Raw genomic sequence first — 19,909 nt, 5'->3', positions numbered from 1 at the left:
CTAATATACAAAAAAAATGGCCTCTTTTTAAAACCAATTTTTTATTTATCTCGTATATCATTTTATATTAACCACTCAATGATTGCCGTCATGAAAAAAGTAAAATTATTTCTCGAGTTAATTGTATTTGTTATTTTAGGAACTTTGCTAATCAGTTCTGGTTTAAATACTAGTAATTTAAGACCTGTTGTAAGTCCAAAAATCACTAATAGTTATAGTTCATATACCTCTGATTATCAAAATGTAGTTTTAGCTGCAGATGTAAAGAATTTTTTAGGAAAATCCATTTATGAGACTACTCCTTTTTATTTAGAATTTAATCTTACAAATGCCAATAATCAAGAATTTGTAATTCAGGCTAAAGCCAATAAAGGAAGAATTTATTTTTACGGACCTATCGTTAAAGAGAGAGTAACGGAAGAAACCATTTTAAATGAGAACCATTTATTAGGGAGCGTAATTATTACTCCAAAAGATTCTGAGCCTTTGAGTTATGTTTCTGATGAAGTTTCATTATTTGCAGGTGTAAAAAATAGAGAGAATTTATCTTTTCTAGATTTCTTATTCTTTCCAAATGCGAATGCTATAGATAAAGAAAAAGAAGAAGTACTTTCTTTAGTTATTAAATTTCCAAATGACCTAATAACGAACTCCTATCAATTAACAACATGGACAGAAATTAAAAAGATAGAATTATAATTTAATATAATTTTTAATTTATCCTTGGCTTTGCTAAATTTGGCTCCAATGAAAAATGTAGCCTTATTAGAATATTTAGAAGGATTTATTTCTGAAAATAGAAAACAACGTTTTATAGAAATTTTAGCCAATAGAACCCGTCATTTTACGGTAGCAGTAGAAGATGTTTATCAAATGCATAATACAAGTGCAGTAATGAGAAGCTGTGAAGTATTTGGTATTCAAGAATTGAATGTGATTGAGCAAAAATATAGTAAAACTATTGATAAGCAAATTGCCTTAGGTGCAGAAAAGTGGGTCGATATTAATGAATTTAGTAGTAACATGTCGTGCATGAAAACGTTGCGGCAAAGAGGATATCAAATTATTGCTACAACACCACATAATGAGTCTTGCTTTTTGCATGAATTTGATATTACAAAACCAGCTGCCTTGTTTTTTGGAACAGAAAAAGAAGGATTATCAGAAGAAGTTTTACAACATGCAGATGGTTTTTTAAAAATACCGATGGTAGGTTTTACAGAAAGTCTGAATATTTCTGTTTCTGCTGCTATTATCATACAAGACCTTACCAATAGACTCCGAAATTCAAATATCCAATGGCAATTAACGGAAGAAGAAATTATTGAAAAACGATTAGACTGGACAAGGAAATCAATTAAAGATATTGCATTTGTTGAAAGTCGTTTTTATGAAAACGACTTATAAGAAAGTAAAAGGCTTGTTAAAATAACAAGCCTTTATTAATCAAATGGTAACTATATATAATTATTGTTTATATATTCTGTGAATAGTGGGTTCGTCTTTGTTATTGCTTATTTGCATAAAATACAAGCCTGAATTTTGGAAAGCATCTCCTATGTTTTCAATTAGAGTTGGTTCATTTTTTAGTATCTTTTTCTCTTTGATGATACGTCCTGTAACATCATAAATAAGAATATTAATTTCACCCTGAAAATCATTTGTAATAGTAACAGTAAGGTTATCTATAAAAGGATTTGGCGCAACAAGAACGTTAGAAACCATTGAAGTTTTTAATTCACTTGTATCCATTCTTCGGGAGTTGATAGAAACTTCTAAATTAATTGTTGTTCCTCTTGCTAAAACTCTACTATACGGTGTCAGTGTGATAGATTTATTGGTAGCTGATCTATCCCAAGTGACTGTAATGGTATTGTCAAATGCATTGCTATAGTTTATTGTTCCTCCAGTAACTTGCCAATCATAATAAAAAGCATTACCAACGGCGGTATAATTTTGAGTTAAACAAGTACTGCATATGGAGCTGTAGCCTTCTAATGTAATTCCATTTGGTTTTAAAAATGTATGGTAGAAATATTGTGAGCCATTAGGTACGATATCAGAATATAAATTTGAGCCGTTATAATGTACATTATGGCCGCGATTTGTATATGAATAAAAAGCATGATTTGCATTTACCGTATTGGCGCGATTGTTCATTTGATTACTTCCATAAACCGTAGGTAAATTAAAACCAGGTAACCAACTAATATAAGAGAAAGGTTCGCCACTATTATAAGGAACCGTACTATCATTTGAGCTATGAAAATACACCCCTGGCACGTCAGAACTATTTTCAATGTAACTAAGTTCTCCTAAAGCTCCTGCAAATCCCATAACACCATTCGCTTTTCCACTAACTAGAGAACCATTAGCGTAGGTTTTATTATCTCCAATCGCATCTAATCCGCCTAAATCGGCTCTTCCAAAATAGCTTCTGGTAGATGCAGGCCTCTCTGAGTCTTTATCCAAATAAACCGCTTGATAGGCTAAGAAAGCACCTGCACTATGTCCAGAAATAAATATTTGATTAGGATCAACACCATATGTTGTAGCATTTTTTCTAAAAAAACGAACTGCCGATCTACCATCTTGTAAGGCTCTGTAAACGGCTCTTTTTGAGAGTTCTCTATCTCCAATATTCATGCCTAATCGATAATCTATAGTCGCTGTTACATACCCTCTTTTGGCAAAAGATTCGCAAAGTTTTACCATGCTTGCTTCTGTGCGACTTCCATTTACAAAACCACCACCAAATGCAAAGATGATAACAGGTCTTTTGGTTAAAGTGTCGTTTAAAGGTCTGTAGATATTCATTCGTAAGGTTGTTTTGACTTCTCCATAGGATTCTTCATTGGCTAAACGATTTCCAAAAAGATTAAATGATTTAACAGTTGGAATATTAGTGCTAAAAACAACATCTTTAGTTACTTGGAAAGAACTGAAAACATCTTGTTGGTATCTATTAGGTAAAGGTTGTGCTAGTGTGTTTAGTACAATAAAAAGCACACCCAAGAATGAGTATATAGTTTTTTTCATGATTGCTAGAGGTTAGTTTAGTTTGTTTTTTGATTGTACAGTTGTGCTACTTTATTTTGAAAAGAATCATTATTATGAAAGTAATTTTCAATCTCCTCATAGCGACTGAGTTTCATTTTATTTTTAGTAATAAATGAATCTAAAGCAACTTGGTTGATCATTCTATCTTTTTCCATGATTGCTTTAATTTTCTCAAATTCCTCTTTTTCAGTAGTTGTAAGTTGAATGTCATTTCCGTTAAATTGTGCTGTTAAAAGGGTAGTCATTCTCTCTTCAGATAAAGTAGTTTCTTGAACAGCTTTTTTTAAAGAGGTTGCGATGTCAAACGGATGATTTAATTTGTACTCATAAACTTTTATGAAGGTTGTAACTTCATCAGATGAGATAGGTGTGGTGAGAGTGCTTTTTTCTTGTGCATATAGCACAGTAGAACACAATACTACAATGAGTAATAAGGTGTAGTGTAATTTTTTTAACATAGTTTAGATTTTTGAATTAGTAATTTGTTTGTTGTTAAATTATGATTTTCGTAAAAAATCGATAATTATTTTACTAAAGTATAAAAAAATAATTTACTATGCATACATATAAAATATATATTTTGTTAAATTTTAAAAAAATATGATATTATTTTGTAAAAATATTATTTATAGGTGTTTTATAATGTTAATTTAATAGTATATATGTGTTATAACAAGAATATGTTAATTGCGAATTTAATAATAGGTATTTTCTTTTTAAAAAAATACCTATTTGTGTAAATAAAAAAATCAACGCTATAAACGTTGATTTTTTAGTGTGAAAGCGTGTTTTTTATTTATTCTTTTTCAAAATCTTATATTCTTCATAACAAGAACTAATAGCTTCTAAGATTTGTAAATCGTTAGCGGTTTTAATAAAATACTGAGAGTAATTACAGTTTTGAAGAATTAATGGAATGTCATCTTTATCAATCTCTAATAAAGCGGCTAAGGTTTCTCTATCAAATTTAGTAGCTAAGAGTTCCCTTACGGTATCATCTTTTTTCATTTCCTTTAGCTTTCGCATTTGTTTGGGTCGTTTACCAAAGGCATTATATAAGAAATCGGCAGGATTAAAAATCGCTCCTAATACTTTGGTAACGGCACTAGGTGACTTGCTTCCGGCTTCATAACCTGCATCTAGCCCAGAAATACTATAACGATAATCACTTTCAGAAACTGGAATTAATTTAGTGTCAACTTCAACATAACCAGTTAAGTTATATTTTGAAATTACGACTTCTTCTAAAGCGTATGCTTTTTCAGTAAGAGAAACTTTTGAGGTCTTATTTTTTACCCAATCGTGGGTTACTTTTACTTTAATTGTTTCAAAACCTAAATACGAAAATAATAAGGTATCGTTTGCTTTGGCAACAATTTCAAAAAAACCATTTCCGTCTGTAATTGTACCGCTTACTTTTGTAGTATTAATAACGTGTACGTTATTCATAGGTAATTTGGTCTGACTGTGAACAACTGTACCTTGAATAGTAGTTGATAAGGTGTCTGTCTGACCTATTGCGTTGTGGGTCAGTAGTATAAGTAAAAAGACTGTAAAGTATCTCATGGGCTAAATATTGATTCAAAAATACGAATCAAAAAGAGATAATTTACAGTCTTTATAATTTATTTATCAGAAAATTAACGAATCTGTTGCTTAACTTCTTCTAGAACGTTTCGCTTTTTCAAAGAAATTAGAGGAATCTCCTTCATTTCTTCTACCTCTTCTTTCATTATTATCTGATTTTTTTCCTTCAAATTTACTGTCTCTTCGGGGCTTTCTATCATTTCCGCCAGGACGTCTATCCTCTCTTGAATTTCGGTCTCCTCTAAAACCTCCACCTGAACGTTTGTCTCCACTACGTCCATTGTGATCTCTTCTTCTAGAGTTACTTCCTCCTTCATTTTTAGAAATTTCAACATTAATTTTTCTTCCTTGTAAACTAAAAGCATTTAAAACTTCCATTACTTTTGGAGCTAAAGAGGCATCTGTATTAAAGAATGAAAAACCTTCTTTTACATCTACTTTGAAAACATCATCGCGACCTAAATCTAACGTTTCTTTTAAGAAATCTTTCAAAGTCATCCAATCAAAATTATCTCTGGAACCAATGTTAATGAAGAAACGAACAGCACCATCTGTTGGTAATGTTCCAGATTCACGTCTTGTACCACCATCTGAAGCTAAATCTCTCGATTTTTTGTAGTAATTAATAAAACGATTAAATTCGACAGAAACCATTTTTTTAATTAATTCTTCTTTTGGAATGTCTTTTAAAACTTCTTCAATCGCAGGTAAGTAAGCATCAATTTCGTGATCTACTTCTACATCTTTTATACGATTTGCTAAATGAAATAATTGAATTTGACAAATTTCAATTCCTGATGGAATTGGTTTTTCTTCAAATTTCATTTTTATGATACGTTCGATTTGAGTAATCTTACGTAATTCACTTTTAGTAATAATTACTAATGATGTACCTGATTTTCCAGCACGACCTGTTCTTCCTGAACGGTGTGTGTAAGTTTCAACTTCGTCAGGTAATTGGTAGTTAATTACGTGTGTTATATCGTCTACGTCTATTCCTCGAGCTGCTACATCCGTTGCGACTAACATTTGAATTTGTCTTCCACGGAATGATTTCATTACGCCATCACGTTGTGCTTGTGATAAATCTCCATGAAGTGCTGCTGCACTATAACCATCTTCGATAAGTTTTTCAGCTACTGCTTGTGTATCTCTTTTAGTTCTGCAAAAAACTACTGAAAAGATATCTGGATTTGCATCTGCTAAGCGTTTCAAAGCAGCATAACGATCACGAGCGCTTACTAAATAAAATTCATGAGATACATTTTCATTTCCAGAATTTTTATGTCCAACCGTTATTTCTAATGGTTTTCTCATGAAGTCTTTAGCAATACGAGCTACTTCTTGTGGCATAGTTGCTGAAAACAACCATGTGCTTTTTTCTTTTGGTGTATCAGATAAAATAGCGGTAATATCTTCATAGAATCCCATATTTAACATTTCATCCGCTTCGTCCAATATACAATAGTTGATGTTTTTAATGTTAACCATATTACGGTTAATCATGTCTTGCATTCTTCCTGGAGTAGCTACAATAATTTGTGCTCCTCTTCTAATTTGATTGGCTTGTTCTGTAATACTAGCACCACCATAAATGGCAACTGTATTTAATCCTTTAATGTATTTAGAGTAAAGTTTAATCTCGTTTGTAATTTGTAGACATAACTCTCTAGTAGGCGATAAAATTAATGCCTGAGTATCCCTGTTTTCAGCATCAATTTTTTGAATAAGTGGAAAACCAAATGCAGCTGTTTTACCCGTTCCAGTTTGGGCTAGCGCTACAATGTCGGTGTCTTTTTCCAATAATAGGGGAATCGCTTTTTCCTGTACTTCCGATGGATTCTCAAATCCAAGGTCTTTAATCGCGAGCAGAAGCGATTCATTTAGACCTAATTGTTCAAATTTATTCATAAAATATTTTAAATTGGGTGCAAAGGTAGTTTTAATTAATTGGATAAACTAATTTGTTTGTAATTGATTTTCAATTAATTGTAATTTTGTTTTAAGTGTTACTATGAAAAAAATAACTTTCGATAGTTAAAAAGCATATCAATTCTTATTTAAATAGATACTTTTGTAAGAAAAGAATAATGGTTGAGTATATTGATAGTATTGGAACTCTTGTGTTTGCTATTTCGGGTGCATTAACTGCTATTTATAAAAAACTAGACTTATTTGGGGTTTTTTGTATTGCTTTTGTGACCGCTTTAGGAGGTGGTACTTTAAGAGATGTTTTAATTGGGAACACTCCAGTTGGTTGGATGCTTGATCTCAAATACATCATCATTATTTTTAGTGGATCAGTACTTTCTATTCTTTTTAATGCGTATTTGGAAAAATTAAGAATCTCGCTTTTTTTGTTTGATACCATTGGATTTGGAGTGTTTACTTTAATTGGTATTGAAAAAGGTATTGAAAAAGAGCTTCATCCTGTCATTTGTATTGCTTTGGGTACTTTAACAGCTACTTTTGGAGGTGTAATAAGAGATATTCTATGTAATGAAATTCCTGTTTTGTTTCGAAAAGAAATTTATGCAACCTTAAGTATTTTAGGAGGAGTTTTATTTTTTCTTTTATTGAATTGTAAGTTGGAAGTGGATTTAATTTATTTACTGTCTAGTTTTTTTATTATTGTAGCAAGAATTCTTTGTTTTAAAATGAATTGGAGTTTACCTACTGGAAGTGTTTTTGTAAAAAAGTGAGTAATTGGTTCACTGCTTTAGCTCTGTGACTGTATTTGCTTTTTTCTTCCATACTTAATTCAGCGAATGTTTTATCCAGTTCGTTTGGCTTAAAAATAGGGTCGTAACCAAATCCTTTCTCTCCTTTTTTCTCACCAATAATTACACCAGAAGCAATTCCTGTAAACAGATGCTGTTCCTTATTAATATTTAAAGCAATTACGGTTTTAAATTGGGCTTTTCTATTTGTATGATTTTCTAAAGCAAGTAATAATTTGGTCATATTATCATCTGCATTTTTTTGCTCACCTGCATATCTTGCCGAATATACTCCTGGTGCTCCATTTAAGGCTTCTACTTCTAAACCTGTATCATCTGCAAAACAATCGTAACCAAAATGTTCGGTAACGTAGTTCGCTTTTAAAATAGCATTGCCTTCAATAGTTGAAGCTGTTTCTGGAATATCTACATCACAACCAATTTCTTCCAAACTCAAAACAGTAATTCCTAATGGCATTAATTGTTGAATTTCTGCAATTTTATTTTTATTATTAGAAGCAAAAACTAATTTCATGCTTGATTTTTTTTATGTTTCCAACGATTATGTGTCCAAAGATAATATTGTGGAGCTTCATAAATTTGTTCTTCTACTTTTCGAATGAAGGCTTCCGAAATTTCATAATTAGGAATAGTTCTTGCTTCTTCCGTCATTATTTCTAAAGTTGCTTCGTAGTGCCCCCGTTTGACTTTTTTGGTTTTAAGAAAGACCACATTCATATCTAAACGTTTTGCTAAAAGTTCGGCTCCCACATGAATGGGTGTTTCAATTCCCATAAAGTGATACCAATGAGATTTTATGTACGATTTTGGAGATTGGTCACTAGCGAAACCATAAATGCCTAAAATCCCTTTTTTTTGATTTTCTTCAATTACTTTAATGGTGTCTTTAGTGGTGATTAATTTTGCTTTAAATTTGGAACGAATATCGCGTACTAATTTATCAAAATACTTGTTGGCAATCTTTTTATAAATGCCATAGCCTGTATAATTAATGTAGTAATTCATTGAAATTACCCATTCGTAACTCGCATAATGTGCACAAAGTAAGACAATACTTTTGTTTTTCTTCTCGAGTTCTTTATATATTTCTAAATTGGTGAATTTATACCTTTTTTGAATTTCGTCTTTTGAAATAGACATGGTTTTTATCATTTCTAAAAACATGTCACACATATGAGAATAGAATTTCTTTTCTACAACTAATCTTTCCTTTTCAGATAAGTGAGGTAAAGCCATAGCAATGTTTTTTCTGACCAATTTTTTTCTGTAACCAATAATTCGATAGACAAAAAAACAAATACAATCTGAAAAGAGATAGAATAATTTAAAAGGTAAAATAGAAATTAAATATAATAAAGGATATAATAAAATATATACGAGTAACTGCATATTAAATTTTTTACAAATATACTTTTTTAAAATAATAAGGAAATACCTAAACTATTATTAAATTTACAGAAAATAAAAAATAATGGATATACTCTTACTTGTTATCATAGGGATAACCGCTTTAGTAAGCTTTAAAGGTTTTAATGATTATGATTTTTTTAGAAAATATGAATTTCATGTAGGTAGGATTAGAGCAGGAGAGCAATTCAGAATGATTACTTCTGGATTTCTACATCTTGATTTTGCTCATTTGATATTCAATATGCTTACCTTGTACTTTTTTGCACCTATTGTAATTGATAGATTAGGTAATATTTATTTTCTCTATATCTATTTTGGAAGTATGGTAGCTGGAAGTTTGCTTACCTTGTATATGCATAAAAATGATTATTCCTATCGTGCCATTGGTGCATCAGGTGCTGTAACAGGAATTATTTATAGTTCAATCTTGTTGTATCCCGATTTGAATTTATATTTTTTCTTTATCCCGATTCCAATACCAGGTTATATTTTTGGAATTGGCTATTTGTTATATTCAATTTATGGAATGAAGGCAAAAAGAGATAATATTGGCCATACGGCTCATTTTGGTGGTGCTATTGGAGGTTATTTAATTACGTTAATTAGACAACCTTCTCTTATTGAAACCAATACTAGGATGGTTATTTTGTTAACTATTCCAATTGTAATCTTATTTTATTTGCATAAAACGAACAAACTATAGTTTGGCATATCTTTTGAACAAATAAACATAAAAAATAATATGAAAAAAGCAATTTTAACACTACTATTAGTAGGTACGACTATGATGAATCAAGCACAAGAAAACAAATTAACGCCTATTTCACAAGTGACTGTCTCAGGTGAAGGAAAAGTAAAAGTAACCCCAGATGAAGCTCTCATAACTGTTGGAGTTGAGTATACTGGTTCAGATGCGAAGGAAGTAAAGAAAAAGAATGATGAAACGGTGGATTTAGTACTTAAAACTATTAAATCTAAAGGGATTCCGGCTTCAGATTTTCAAACACAGCAAGTTTCTTTGTATAAGAATTATGATTATCAAACCAAAAAGAACAATTATGTAGCTAGTCAAACGATTAAAATTCATTTGAAAGATCTTTCTAAATATGAAAGTGTAATGATGGATTTAGTGAATAGCGGAATTAATCAAATACAAGGTGTGGAGTTTAAATCTTCTAAAATGAAGCAATATGAAACAGAAGCTAGAAAAAAAGCCGTTATGGATGCCAAAATGAAAGCAGAGGATTATGTGAGTGTTTTAAATCAAAAAATTGGCAAAGCAATTTCAATTTCTGATACAACCGCACCAAGTTATCCACAGCCAATGTATCGTAATGTTATGGCTAAAGGATTAGAAATGGATGCTGCAAATGAAACGTTGGCAATTGGAGAAATTGAAATTAATGCCAATGTAACCATCAGTTTTGTGTTGGAATAAAAAATAGAATAGTTATAAAATAAAAAAAAGCATCAAGAAATTGATGCTTTTTTTGTGGGGAGAGCAGGATTCGAACCTGCGAAGGTTTCCCAGCAGATTTACAGTCTGCCCTCGTTGGCCGCTTGAGTATCTCCCCAGCCTGTCGCTATTTTGACTTAGCGATGGCAAATATACTATTGTTTTTTATATTCGCAAACAAAAAAACAGCTATTTTTTTAATAATTTTATAACTGTTTGTAAATGAAAAATATAAAAAAATCTCCCTAAGGAGATTTTTTTAAAATAATAGTTTTTTTAAGGATTATTGACCTAATAATTCTAAAACTTTCGCTTTCAATTCATCTCCTCTTAAGTCTTTTGCTACAATATTTCCTTTTTCATCTAAGATAAAAGTTGCTGGAATACTTTTTACATTGTATTGTTCTGCAATTGGATCTTGCCAAAACTTTAAATTTGAAACATGATTCCAAACTAACCCATCATCAGCTATTGCTTTTTTCCAGCTCTCAGCATCTTTATCTAAAGAAACTCCAATGATATTTAGACCTTTTTCATGTAATTCATTATACAAAGCAACAACATTTGGATTTTCAAGACGGCAAGGTTTGCACCATGAAGCCCAAAAATCAATAATCGTTACTTTCCCTAATGATTCTTTTAAAGAGATTGTTTTTCCTTCTGGTGATGGACCACTAAAATCAGGAGCAGTTTTACCCATTGTTATTGCTGTAGCTGCATCTAATGTTTTTTTAATATTCTTAACTGGTTTGGTTTCTGCTAAAGAAGGATCTAATTTTTCATAGTTTTCTTTTACTTCTTCAATGGTTAATGCATTACTTAAAAGCATATTTTCTAATAGTAAGGCAGAAACATAAGCTTTAGGGTTAGCCTTCACGAAATTCACATACGTTTCTTTCACGTTTTTTTGTGTCTCCTCTTGAATTACTTTATAGTCTTTCATCACTTGATTGATTACAACGGTATCTTGTGATGCTTGTGCCGTCTTCATCTTTTCATCATTATCTTTCTTAAATTGGTTTATTTTTTCACCAACTTTACTTACTTTATCATTAAATTCTTGGAATTTATCATTGTTAAATGTACCACCAATTTTTGATTTTTGAAGACTGTCTTTATTAAACTCAATTTCAATTTTTCCTTCTTCAAAAATAAAAGGTAAAGCTTGCATACCTTCTTCTGGTTTTATAAAAGCAATGTCAATACCTGTTACATCACCTTTAAATTCAAATTTGTTATTGTTAACGATAGCAGTATCTTTAGAAATAGGTCTGCCCATTTCATCTTGAACTTGAATGAATAATTTTTTTCCATTCTCAATACCTTTTACTGTACCTGTAATTTCATATTGATTTTCTAAAGCTTTATTACATGATACGAATGCTAAAGCAGTTGCTAGTAATACAAAAGTTTTCTTCATTTATAATTTTGTCATTTAATTTTAGGCAAATGTATTTAAATTAAAATACTCTAAATATAATTTGGAATTAAATTTTTCATAAAAAATGTCAGGTAGAAACCTGACATTTTTTATGAAAAATTGTTATTTTAAAGTTGACGGACATACATAATTCGTCAAAGGTATTTCTGTATTCCTTATTCCAGCCATTCCTTTTTCTACGTTAATCATGTTGTGATACCCACGCGATTTCATAATGGAGGCCCAAATTACGGAACGATAACCACCAGCACAATGTACATAAAAGGAATCCTCTTTTGGGATTTCAGCTAAATGGTCATTAATAAAATCTAAGGGAATGTTTTTTGCATTTTCAACATGTTCTGCTGTAAACTCTCCAGGTTTTCTGGCATCTATAACAGTGGCATTTTCAAATTTTAGAGCAAATTCTTCTGGAGTTATAGAGGTAACGTTATCCGTTTCATACCCTGCTTTTTTCCAAGCGTCTAAACCACCTTCTAAAAAACCAAGAGTATTGTCAAAGCCTACTCTTGAAAGTCTTGTAACCGTTTCTTCCTCTTTGCCTTCTGGAGTAATAAGCAGGATAGGTTGCTTTACATCTCGAATTAAGGCACCCACCCATGGAGCAAATTGTCCATGTAAACCAATAAAAATGGAATTTGGAACGTGTTCTTTTATAAAATCATATTCATTTCTTACATCTAAAATTACAGCCTCAGTCTGGTTTGCAATAGTTTCAAATTCTTTTGGAGTTAGTGGTTTATTCGCTTTTTCTTTTACTTGATCTAAGCTTTCATATCCTTCAATGTTCATCATTACATTTTGAGGAAAATAGGCTGGAGGCGGTAATAAACCATCTAATAATTCCTGCTTAAATTCTTCCATAGTCATATCCAATCGTAACGCATAGTTCGTCTTTTTTTGGTTCCCCAAAGTATCTGTAGTTTCTTTACTCATGTTTTTACCACAAGCACTTCCTGCTCCATGATTTGGATACACAATTAAATCATCGCTTAAAGGCATGATTTTAGTCCTTAAAGAATGAAAAAGATATTCTGCTAATTTTTCTTGTGTTAAATCAGCTACTAACTTTTGAGCTAAATCGGGTCTGCCTACATCTCCTATAAATAAAGTATCACCCGTAATAATTCCATGTGCTTTACCATTTTCATCTGAAACCAGATAACAGGTGCTTTCTAAAGTATGACCAGGTGTATGTATCGCTTTAATGGTATAATTACCAATGGTAAATTCTTGATTATCTTCAGCAATTATAGCTTCAAAATTAGGTTTAGCTGTTGGTCCATACACTATTTTTGCACCTGTTTTTTCAGCTAAATCTAAATGGCCTGAAACAAAATCGGCATGAAAGTGAGTTTCAAAAATGTATTTAATAGTAGCACCATCTTTTTTGGCTCTTTCAAGGTAAGGCTCTACTTCTCGTAAAGGATCGAAAATGGCAGCTTCACCATTGTTTTCAATATAATATGCTGCGTGAGCAATACAACCTGTATATATTTGTTCAATTTTCATGATATATTCAATTTATTGTTACAAATTTACAAATAATAAATGGTAAAGGTTGTAACCAGAGTTACATTAATTCTTTAAAGGCAATTACAAAAGCCATTACTAATACAAAGTAGGCAAACCCTTTTTTTAGATGTGTTTCATTAATATATTTGCTAATAGAAGTACCTGTAAAGATTCCTATCATAGAAATAAAAGTAAAAGGAATCAGGAAGTTCCAATGAATATCGATGTGCTTTAAATCACCTAAAAAACCAATCAGTGAGTTCATAGCAATAATAAACATAGAAGTAGCTACCGCTTTTTTCATGGGTAATTTTGCGATGATTAATAAAGAAGGTATAATTAGAAAACCTCCTCCAGCACCTACTAAACCAATTATAACACCAATACTTAAATTCTGAATAATTATTTTTTTGTAATCGTGCTTTTCGGTTACTTCTTTTAAATTTACCTTGGTTTTTCGAATCATTGACAAAGCGGCAAATAGCATAATTAGAGCAAATAAAAGCATTAAAAAGGTATCTTTGCTTAAAACCGTTTCCCCATAATGAAATATGACACTAGGAATATTAGGAACAATGTATTTTCGGGTAACAAATACACCTATGAAGGATGGAATCGCAAAAATAATTCCAGTTTGAATAGCAACTAATTGTTTTCTGTAATTTATAAAGGCTCCAAAAGCAGAAGAACTTCCCACTACAAATAAAGAATAAGCCGCACTTATCACTGGATTATAACCCATTACATATACTAATAAAGGGACGGTAAGTATGGATCCACCGCCTCCAGTTAACCCTATAACAATTCCTATAAAAAATGCGCCTAAATATCCAAAAAACTCCATTATAATGCTACAATTTCAATTTTGTTTCTGTTTAATTTAATTTTACCTTGCAATTCTAAACTTTTTAATAATCGAGATATGACCACACGAGAAGTATGCATATCATAGGCAATTTGCTGATGTGTATTGTTAATTTCTGTGTTTCCTATTACTTTGGCTTTGTCTGTTAAATATTTATACAAACGCTCGTCTAAATTCATAAAAGCAAGCGTATCAATAGCTTCTAGCATTTCGTTCAATCGGATGCTATAACTTTCAAAAACAAAATTTCGCCACGTTTTATATTTCGTCAACCATTCTTCCATTTTTTCAACAGGAATCATAAATAAAGCACCATCATTTTCTGCAATGGCTCTAATTTTACTTTTTGACTTACCCATACAACAGGTTAAAGTCATGGCGCAAGTATCTCCACGTTCTAAAAAATAAAGTAATAATTCATCTCCATTTTCATCTTCTCTCAAAATTTTAATGGCTCCTTCTAAAAGTAAGGGCATGGATTTAATATAATCGCCAATTTCAATCAAGTATTCATCGGCTTTAAATTCTTTATAAGTGGCTACTTTTTCAATTTCATGTAACAACTCTTCTTCAAAAATATAACCGTAGGCTTGTTCTAAAATTTCTTTCATTACATATTTTTTGTAAAGATACATTTTATATTAAATTGAAGTATGCTACATTTGTTACATAAACTAATAATCCTTGAAAACGTTTTACAATCAGTACAATTTTCACAAACATACGTTTTGTGAGTTTCAAGAAGTAACCAATAATGAAATTGTTACTTTGCCTCTAAGTTATAAAAGTAAATCGGGAAGTAGTTATTATTTTACAGAAAAAGGAGTATATCGGGTTTCAAATCATTGGGGAAGAGCTGCAAATTGTAGGTGGCGTTTAAAAAGTGATGCTGCTAAGGTTAATAATACGAATGGAAGAATTGGATATGCACTTTGGACCGATTTTTATCCTAATAATGATAAAGATAAATTGTTTTATATTGAAATCAATTGGCAAACTAAGGAAGTTACCTTTCAACATAAAAACAATCCGAATTATACCTCTAATTTAATTGTCAGAGATGCATTGGCTACAGCCAAAAGAATACAGCAAGTGAAAGAAGTTTTGACAGAACAAAATTGGGCAAAGCATCTCCGATTTGAAGATATAGAACTTTTGCGAAAAGAAGTAGTAACACAATTATTAGAAACCAATGCAACGTTTATTCAAATCAAACAAAACTATCTGTAATGGGAAGAAGAAATGAAACCAATCGGAAAGCACATAAAAAGAAAGCCGACGATAAAAAAAACAGAGAAAAAGAAGCCAAAAATGCTTTAAAAGAAAAAAAGAAAGCTATTTTAATGAAATTCAATCAAGATAAAAATGAGTCAGGATCAACTCCAATTTCTTCATAAAGAAGTACAAAATATTATCGATGCTATGGCTGTAAAAGAATACAAAACAGCCAATAATAAATTAGTTGTCATCACAGAAATAATAGAAGAGTTAATAGATACTACTACCGATGATAGACTATTAATCGAATTTAGTAAATACCAAATCGTGCTACAACATTTGCAAAAGAAACTCAATCAATCGGAATAAGGTTTATAGTTGCAACAGAGTATCAACTTTTAATTACAGCTTCTTTAACTAAAAATTAATAAACGTTATTTCACGAAGTATATCAGATTAAGTATCTTTATACTATGAAAAGTAACGTACATGCTAGTGGGTTTCAGTTTACCAAATATGAAGCTCCTTTCCAATCCCCATTCGATAAACTGTTTCCTATTTTTAAGGAATTGATTACGCATACTTCAGGTGATTTTGACGAAGCCATCGATTGGATGCGTCAACTCGATGCCGAATACCAATTAACTACTCCTGAATATACAATCGACGATTTTATTGAAGATTTAAAGAAGAAAGGCTACATCCGAGAAGAAGTGAAACCAGATGGTTCTGGTGGTATGACTATTACTGCAAAAACGGAAAGAGCCATACGCCAACATGCCTTGGAACAAATCTTCGGAAATTTGAATAAAGCAGGTTCAGGAAATCATAAAACCAAACAATCGGGTAAAGGGGATGAGCATACAGGTGACTTAAGAGCCTTTCAATTTGGTGATGCTGTGGAACAAATTTCTCTAACCGAAAGTCTTAAAAATGCTCAAGTTAATAATGGTATAGGGGAATTTAAATTAACCGAACAAGACTTGGTTGTCGAAGATACGCACCATAAATCACAAATGAGTACGGTGTTAATGATTGATATTTCACATAGTATGATACTTTATGGTGAAGATCGGATTACGCCTGCTAAAAAAGTAGCAATGGCTTTGGCCGAACTTATCACCACGCGTTATCCAAAAGATACCTTAGATATTTTAGTCTTTGGTAATGATGCTTGGACCATACAAATTAAAGATTTGCCTTATTTGCAAGTAGGTCCTTATCATACGAATACAGTAGCGGGCCTGCAATTGGCTATGGATATTTTGCGAAGAAAAAGGAATACCAACAAGCAAATTTTCATGATTACAGATGGTAAACCCAGTTGTGTAAGAGAAAAAAATGGCGAATACTACATGAATAGTAACGGTTTGGATCAATATATAGTGGAGAAGTGTTACAATCAAGCAGCACAGGCTCGAAAATTACACATTCCAATTACTACTTTTATGATTGCGAGAGATCCTTACTTGCAAAAATTTGTCAATTATTTTACAGAAGCCAATCAAGGAAAAGCATTTTACACAGGTTTAAAAGGATTAGGCGAAATGATTTTTGAAGATTATGAAACCAATAGAAAGAAGCGAATTCGTTAGTTAAGTGATTCGTAACTAGTAATTAGCCCATGGTAGTAATTACCAAGTTGTCAGTTCGAGCGGAGTCGAGAACATTTTAATTTGAAACAATTTTAAATGAAACAATCTCTTTTTTTTATTTTATTTCTAATTTCAAACATAACTTTTAGTCAAAAGGATTCTCTTTCTTTTGAAATGGAAATTTACAATCGGCGTTTTGATTTGCCAAAGCCTACACTGCCCAATTATAGAATGTTCGAAGGTGTAGAATTAAATGCCATTTGGGAATGTTTAATAATGTTAGAAATCATGCATCATACAAAAGAAGATATTGATTTTACTGATGTGAGAAGTCAAGTGTTTGATAGGTTGAAACAAATGAGCACAATTTTGGCTTACGAAGGAATTTTTCTGTATTTAACAAGTGGATTTGATTGCTCCTATCATGCTGCTGAAAATAATAAAAATTTTAAAGAAACTAAAGAGTTACAAATATGCGTTGGAGATTGTATTACACCATATGGATATAGTGAAGGAAAAGAGGTGTTTAATAAAATGACCAAAAGTATTCAAAATACTTTACAAAAATAATAGCGATTCAAAACAGTAATATATATGAAAGAAATAAAAACAGTAGGCGCATTAAAAAAAACGGGGTACCAACCCATTACTATAAAAGACGAGTTACGTAAAAACCTTCGTGCTAAAATTAAAGCAGGTGAAACAACTTTCGAAGGGGTTCATGGCTATGAAAATACAGTAATTCCAGAATTGGAACGCGCCATCTTGTCGAAGCATAACATCAACTTATTAGGGCTACGTGGTCAAGCCAAAACCAGATTGGCACGTAAAATGGTAGAATTATTAGACGAATACATTCCTGTAGTCGCGGGTTCTGAGATTAACGATGATCCGTTACAACCTATTTCTCGTTTTGCCAAAGAGTTACTAGCTGAAAAAGGAGATGATACTCCGATTACGTGGCTGCATCGTAGTGAACGTTTCTATGAAAAATTAGCGACACCCGATGTAACGGTAGCCGATTTAATAGGTGATGTAGATCCCATAAAAGCGGCCAATTTAAAATTGAATTATGCAGATGAACGAGTAATCCATTTTGGAATGATTCCAAGAGCACATCGTTGTATTTTTGTGATTAATGAATTGCCTGATTTACAAGCACGCATTCAAGTGGCTTTATTTAATATTTTACAAGAAGGAGATATTCAAATAAGAGGTTTTAAATTGCGATTGCCTGTAGACGTTCAATTTATTTTTACAGCCAATCCAGAAGATTATACGAATAGAGGTAGTATTGTAACGCCTTTAAAAGATAGAATTGGTTCTCAAATTTTAACACATTATCCAGAAACCATTGAAATTGCAAAAAGTATCACTGCGCAAGAAGCAAAATTTGATGCTGAACAAACAAAATTGGTTCATGTACCTGAATTGGCTAAAGAACTTTTAGAACAAATTGTTTTTGAAGCCAGAGATAGTGAATTTGTAGACAGTAAAAGTGGTGTTTCGGCTCGTTTAAGTATTACGGCTTATGAAAATTTAATGGCAACTGCAGAGCGTAGAGCGTTACTTGTAGGAGAAGAAAAAACTAGCGTTCGTCTATCTGATTTTATGGGAATCATTCCTGCGATAACTGGAAAAGTGGAACTTGTTTATGAAGGGGAACAAGAAGGTGCCGCTACAGTGGCACAATATCTTATTGGAGATGCGGTTAAGACGCTGTTTCCAAATTATTTTCCTAAGATTGAAAAACTAGAAAAGCCAAATGAGAAAAATGCGTATTCGGATATTTTAGAATGGTTTTTCAATGAAAGTGGTTTTGAATTATTTGATAATGTAACCAATGCAGCTTACAAAAAAACATTAGATAGTATAACTCCTTTACAAGAATTTATTGTACAATACCAACCCGATTTCCCTAAAGAAGAACTATACTTTTTAAAAGAATTTTTACTTTGGGGATTAGTTGAGCATGAAAAATTAACTAAAAACCGTTTCAGTAAAGGCTATCAGTATAAAGATTTGTACAGCAATTACATTCAAAAGTTTAAAAACTAATTCAAGTTTTAAAACTCAATAGGAAGACGCTATTTCTCTACAAGTTATTTAAGAAATAGCGTCTTCTCTTTATCAATTGTTGGAAGACGTAGTGAAGAATGATTTCATTTTTGTAATAATTCCTTGTAGTATTGTAAAAATACCATCAGAAGAAAATCCACCTATCAATGCGAGTACACTTTTATTAATAAGGTTTATTTTATCTGGATTATCTGTATATAATGACAATACTTCAGACGACATTAATCCTGAAATCAAACCTAAAATGATAAGTGCAATATAATAAATGGTGTCTTCGGGAACGAGTGTACCTTCTTTAACTGAGGTACTCACACTCTTTAAGAGATAAAAAACAACACCTAAACCCGATACGGAAGCTAAAAAGCCCAAATTCACTAATAAAGAGGTGCCGTGATTGCTCAATAGGCCTTCGTCAAGAGAGTCATTATTTACTAAGGGTGATAAACCACTTATAATAAAGGTTAGTAAAAAAAAGAGTGCTAAAAAAATTAAGTTTCTAACTAAGGGTAATTTGTTTAGAAACGATTTGTCTTTTTCTTTTTCATACAATTTTTTAGAATAGGCTATCGATTTTGGAGTAGCAGGAGCAATATTTTTGGCTAATAGATTATGTGCGTTAATTAAATCATCAACACTGCTATTTTGGATTAAACTATTGATGTCGGTATTAATGATGATGCCATTATAACTAGCAAATGAAAGCATGTTATTAATTTCCGTACTTAATTCGTCAATTACTTTTTTAGAAATTCCTGGTTTAGGAGTTGCACTCTCGGGAGTAGGAGCTATAACTGTTGGAGTTGTTGGATTTTCAACAGGTGTTGGAGTTATAACTGGATTGATAGTTTCAGAAGGAGTAGGAGTTATGGGGTTTGTTGTCGTGTCCATAGATGTATTTTTAACCGTTTGATAGTAAAAATACTTTTTTCATTTGTAATAAAA

22 protein-coding genes and 1 tRNA gene are annotated in these 19,909 nt (G+C 31.5%); 11 read left to right on the top strand and 12 right to left on the bottom strand.

The features are described from left to right. Positions 1-90: 90 nt before the first annotated feature. Together NHF47_RS12990 and NHF47_RS12985 are read left to right on the top strand one after the other, a co-directional pair. Positions 91-699, top strand: a complete 609-nt coding sequence (locus NHF47_RS12990; RefSeq protein WP_252765333.1) for a hypothetical protein — start codon at positions 91-93, stop codon at positions 697-699. Positions 700-747: 48 nt separating this feature from the next. Beyond that, entirely contained in the window at positions 748-1,407 is a 660-nt protein-coding gene (locus tag NHF47_RS12985; RefSeq protein WP_252765332.1) for an RNA methyltransferase, read from the top strand. Positions 1,408-1,467: 60 nt separating this feature from the next. Here the strand turns inward: NHF47_RS12985 and NHF47_RS12980 are convergent, their stop codons facing one another. From NHF47_RS12980 to NHF47_RS12965, 4 genes are all read right to left on the bottom strand, one after another. After that, positions 1,468-3,039 carry a carboxylesterase family protein gene (locus NHF47_RS12980; protein WP_252765331.1) on the bottom strand — a complete coding sequence of 524 codons (1,572 nt, stop codon included), beginning with the start codon at positions 3,037-3,039 and terminating at the stop codon, positions 1,468-1,470. Between the two features lie 17 nt (positions 3,040-3,056). Then, positions 3,057-3,518, bottom strand: a complete 462-nt coding sequence (locus NHF47_RS12975) for a hypothetical protein (RefSeq protein WP_252765330.1) — start codon at positions 3,516-3,518, stop codon at positions 3,057-3,059. 334 nt (positions 3,519-3,852) lie between these two features. Then, on the bottom strand, positions 3,853-4,626 hold the full coding sequence (locus NHF47_RS12970) for a carboxypeptidase-like regulatory domain-containing protein (RefSeq protein WP_252765329.1): 774 nt from the start codon (positions 4,624-4,626) through the stop codon (positions 3,853-3,855). A gap of 90 nt (positions 4,627-4,716) precedes the next feature. Beyond that, positions 4,717-6,558: a DEAD/DEAH box helicase gene (locus NHF47_RS12965; protein WP_252765328.1), complete on the bottom strand. Its 1,842-nt coding sequence runs from the start codon at positions 6,556-6,558 to the stop codon at positions 4,717-4,719. Between the two features lie 179 nt (positions 6,559-6,737). On the opposite strand from NHF47_RS12965, the gene NHF47_RS12960 reads away from it, so the two are divergent. Further along, positions 6,738-7,349 carry a trimeric intracellular cation channel family protein gene (locus tag NHF47_RS12960; RefSeq protein ID WP_252765327.1) on the top strand — a complete coding sequence of 204 codons (612 nt, stop codon included), beginning with the start codon at positions 6,738-6,740 and terminating at the stop codon, positions 7,347-7,349. Here the strand turns inward: NHF47_RS12960 and NHF47_RS12955 are convergent. Then, positions 7,321-7,902: a non-canonical purine NTP diphosphatase gene (locus tag NHF47_RS12955; protein WP_252765326.1), complete on the bottom strand. Its 582-nt coding sequence runs from the start codon at positions 7,900-7,902 to the stop codon at positions 7,321-7,323. The two genes, NHF47_RS12960 and NHF47_RS12955, sit on opposite strands and share 29 nt — an antisense overlap. Further along, the gene (locus tag NHF47_RS12950; protein WP_252765325.1) at positions 7,899-8,777 is read right to left on the bottom strand and encodes a lysophospholipid acyltransferase family protein; all 879 of its coding nucleotides are present in this window, start codon (positions 8,775-8,777) and stop codon (positions 7,899-7,901) included. Before NHF47_RS12950 ends, NHF47_RS12955 begins: the two co-directional genes overlap by 4 nt. An 82-nt stretch (positions 8,778-8,859) precedes the next feature. Here NHF47_RS12950 and NHF47_RS12945 point away from each other — a divergent pair, with 82 nt between their 5' ends. Then, positions 8,860-9,501 carry a rhomboid family intramembrane serine protease gene (locus NHF47_RS12945; RefSeq protein WP_252765324.1) on the top strand — a complete coding sequence of 214 codons (642 nt, stop codon included), beginning with the start codon at positions 8,860-8,862 and terminating at the stop codon, positions 9,499-9,501. Between the two features lie 39 nt (positions 9,502-9,540). After that, the gene (locus NHF47_RS12940; protein WP_252765323.1) at positions 9,541-10,236 is read left to right on the top strand and encodes an SIMPL domain-containing protein; all 696 of its coding nucleotides are present in this window, start codon (positions 9,541-9,543) and stop codon (positions 10,234-10,236) included. Positions 10,237-10,291: 55 nt separating this feature from the next. Here NHF47_RS12940 and NHF47_RS12935 read toward each other — a convergent pair. The 5 genes from NHF47_RS12935 to NHF47_RS12915 form a co-directional block, all read right to left on the bottom strand. Next, positions 10,292-10,372 (bottom strand) — tRNA-Tyr (locus NHF47_RS12935). 165 nt (positions 10,373-10,537) lie between these two features. After that, entirely contained in the window at positions 10,538-11,674 is a 1,137-nt protein-coding gene (locus tag NHF47_RS12930; RefSeq protein WP_252765322.1) for a TlpA disulfide reductase family protein, read from the bottom strand. A gap of 123 nt (positions 11,675-11,797) precedes the next feature. Next, positions 11,798-13,207 (bottom strand): rhodanese-like domain-containing protein, encoded by a 1,410-nt coding sequence (locus NHF47_RS12925; protein ID WP_252765321.1) that lies wholly within the window; start codon positions 13,205-13,207, stop codon positions 11,798-11,800. Between the two features lie 61 nt (positions 13,208-13,268). Then, positions 13,269-14,054, bottom strand: coding sequence for a sulfite exporter TauE/SafE family protein (locus NHF47_RS12920; RefSeq protein ID WP_252765320.1), 786 nt, complete (start codon positions 14,052-14,054; stop codon positions 13,269-13,271). Further along, entirely contained in the window at positions 14,054-14,686 is a 633-nt protein-coding gene (locus NHF47_RS12915; RefSeq protein WP_252765319.1) for a Crp/Fnr family transcriptional regulator, read from the bottom strand. Before NHF47_RS12915 ends, NHF47_RS12920 begins: the two co-directional genes overlap by 1 nt. 73 nt (positions 14,687-14,759) lie before the next feature. Between NHF47_RS12915 and NHF47_RS12910 the strand changes: the two genes are divergently transcribed. The 6 genes from NHF47_RS12910 to NHF47_RS12885 all read left to right on the top strand — a co-directional run bounded on the left by NHF47_RS12910 (position 14,760) and on the right by NHF47_RS12885 (position 18,946). Then, positions 14,760-15,305, top strand: coding sequence for a hypothetical protein (locus NHF47_RS12910; protein ID WP_252765318.1), 546 nt, complete (start codon positions 14,760-14,762; stop codon positions 15,303-15,305). Then, positions 15,305-15,472: a hypothetical protein gene (locus tag NHF47_RS12905; protein ID WP_252765317.1), complete on the top strand. Its 168-nt coding sequence runs from the start codon at positions 15,305-15,307 to the stop codon at positions 15,470-15,472. The genes NHF47_RS12910 and NHF47_RS12905 overlap by 1 nt, the downstream gene beginning before the upstream one ends. After that, positions 15,441-15,662 carry a hypothetical protein gene (locus NHF47_RS12900; protein ID WP_252765316.1) on the top strand — a complete coding sequence of 74 codons (222 nt, stop codon included), beginning with the start codon at positions 15,441-15,443 and terminating at the stop codon, positions 15,660-15,662. The genes NHF47_RS12905 and NHF47_RS12900 overlap by 32 nt, the downstream gene beginning before the upstream one ends. Positions 15,663-15,766: 104 nt before the next feature. Continuing rightward, on the top strand, positions 15,767-16,888 hold the full coding sequence (locus NHF47_RS12895; protein WP_252765315.1) for a VWA domain-containing protein: 1,122 nt from the start codon (positions 15,767-15,769) through the stop codon (positions 16,886-16,888). A gap of 96 nt (positions 16,889-16,984) precedes the next feature. Continuing rightward, a complete protein-coding gene (locus NHF47_RS12890) occupies positions 16,985-17,458 on the top strand; it encodes a hypothetical protein (protein ID WP_252765314.1) in 474 nt (157 codons plus the stop codon). 24 nt (positions 17,459-17,482) lie between these two features. Beyond that, positions 17,483-18,946: a sigma 54-interacting transcriptional regulator gene (locus tag NHF47_RS12885; protein ID WP_254005718.1), complete on the top strand. Its 1,464-nt coding sequence runs from the start codon at positions 17,483-17,485 to the stop codon at positions 18,944-18,946. A 72-nt stretch (positions 18,947-19,018) separates the two neighbouring features. Here NHF47_RS12885 and NHF47_RS12880 read toward each other — a convergent pair whose 3' ends face one another. Then, the gene (locus tag NHF47_RS12880) at positions 19,019-19,855 is read right to left on the bottom strand and encodes a hypothetical protein (protein ID WP_252765313.1); all 837 of its coding nucleotides are present in this window, start codon (positions 19,853-19,855) and stop codon (positions 19,019-19,021) included. Positions 19,856-19,909: the final 54 nt, after the last annotated feature.

It is taken from the genome of Flavobacterium sp. NRK F7 (assembly GCF_024054195.1).
In the GTDB taxonomy this organism is placed as follows: Bacteria; Bacteroidota; Bacteroidia; order Flavobacteriales; family Flavobacteriaceae; genus Flavobacterium.
Note: the sequence above shows the minus strand (reverse complement) of the source record. Positions and strands in the feature narration are given on the sequence as shown.

What these genes read in the sequence shown, in the direction of transcription:
- NHF47_RS12990 (WP_252765333.1), top strand. Translation starts at nt 91, where the DNA reads ATGAAAAAAGTAAAATTATTTCTCGAGTTAATTGTATTTGTTATTTTA.
- NHF47_RS12985 (WP_252765332.1), top strand. Translation starts at nt 748, where the DNA reads ATGAAAAATGTAGCCTTATTAGAATATTTAGAAGGATTTATTTCTGAA.
- NHF47_RS12980 (WP_252765331.1), bottom strand. Translation starts at nt 3,039, where the DNA reads ATGAAAAAAACTATATACTCATTCTTGGGTGTGCTTTTTATTGTACTA.
- NHF47_RS12975 (WP_252765330.1), bottom strand. Translation starts at nt 3,518, where the DNA reads ATGTTAAAAAAATTACACTACACCTTATTACTCATTGTAGTATTGTGT.
- NHF47_RS12970 (WP_252765329.1), bottom strand. Translation starts at nt 4,626, where the DNA reads ATGAGATACTTTACAGTCTTTTTACTTATACTACTGACCCACAACGCA.
- NHF47_RS12965 (WP_252765328.1), bottom strand. Translation starts at nt 6,558, where the DNA reads ATGAATAAATTTGAACAATTAGGTCTAAATGAATCGCTTCTGCTCGCG.
- NHF47_RS12960 (WP_252765327.1), top strand. Translation starts at nt 6,738, where the DNA reads ATGGTTGAGTATATTGATAGTATTGGAACTCTTGTGTTTGCTATTTCG.
- NHF47_RS12955 (WP_252765326.1), bottom strand. Translation starts at nt 7,902, where the DNA reads ATGAAATTAGTTTTTGCTTCTAATAATAAAAATAAAATTGCAGAAATT.
- NHF47_RS12950 (WP_252765325.1), bottom strand. Translation starts at nt 8,777, where the DNA reads ATGCAGTTACTCGTATATATTTTATTATATCCTTTATTATATTTAATT.
- NHF47_RS12945 (WP_252765324.1), top strand. Translation starts at nt 8,860, where the DNA reads ATGGATATACTCTTACTTGTTATCATAGGGATAACCGCTTTAGTAAGC.
- NHF47_RS12940 (WP_252765323.1), top strand. Translation starts at nt 9,541, where the DNA reads ATGAAAAAAGCAATTTTAACACTACTATTAGTAGGTACGACTATGATG.
- NHF47_RS12930 (WP_252765322.1), bottom strand. Translation starts at nt 11,674, where the DNA reads ATGAAGAAAACTTTTGTATTACTAGCAACTGCTTTAGCATTCGTATCA.
- NHF47_RS12925 (WP_252765321.1), bottom strand. Translation starts at nt 13,207, where the DNA reads ATGAAAATTGAACAAATATATACAGGTTGTATTGCTCACGCAGCATAT.
- NHF47_RS12920 (WP_252765320.1), bottom strand. Translation starts at nt 14,054, where the DNA reads ATGGAGTTTTTTGGATATTTAGGCGCATTTTTTATAGGAATTGTTATA.
- NHF47_RS12915 (WP_252765319.1), bottom strand. Translation starts at nt 14,686, where the DNA reads ATGAAAGAAATTTTAGAACAAGCCTACGGTTATATTTTTGAAGAAGAG.
- NHF47_RS12905 (WP_252765317.1), top strand. Translation starts at nt 15,305, where the DNA reads ATGGGAAGAAGAAATGAAACCAATCGGAAAGCACATAAAAAGAAAGCC.
- NHF47_RS12900 (WP_252765316.1), top strand. Translation starts at nt 15,441, where the DNA reads ATGAGTCAGGATCAACTCCAATTTCTTCATAAAGAAGTACAAAATATT.
- NHF47_RS12895 (WP_252765315.1), top strand. Translation starts at nt 15,767, where the DNA reads ATGAAAAGTAACGTACATGCTAGTGGGTTTCAGTTTACCAAATATGAA.
- NHF47_RS12890 (WP_252765314.1), top strand. Translation starts at nt 16,985, where the DNA reads ATGAAACAATCTCTTTTTTTTATTTTATTTCTAATTTCAAACATAACT.
- NHF47_RS12885 (WP_254005718.1), top strand. Translation starts at nt 17,483, where the DNA reads ATGAAAGAAATAAAAACAGTAGGCGCATTAAAAAAAACGGGGTACCAA.
- NHF47_RS12880 (WP_252765313.1), bottom strand. Translation starts at nt 19,855, where the DNA reads ATGGACACGACAACAAACCCCATAACTCCTACTCCTTCTGAAACTATC.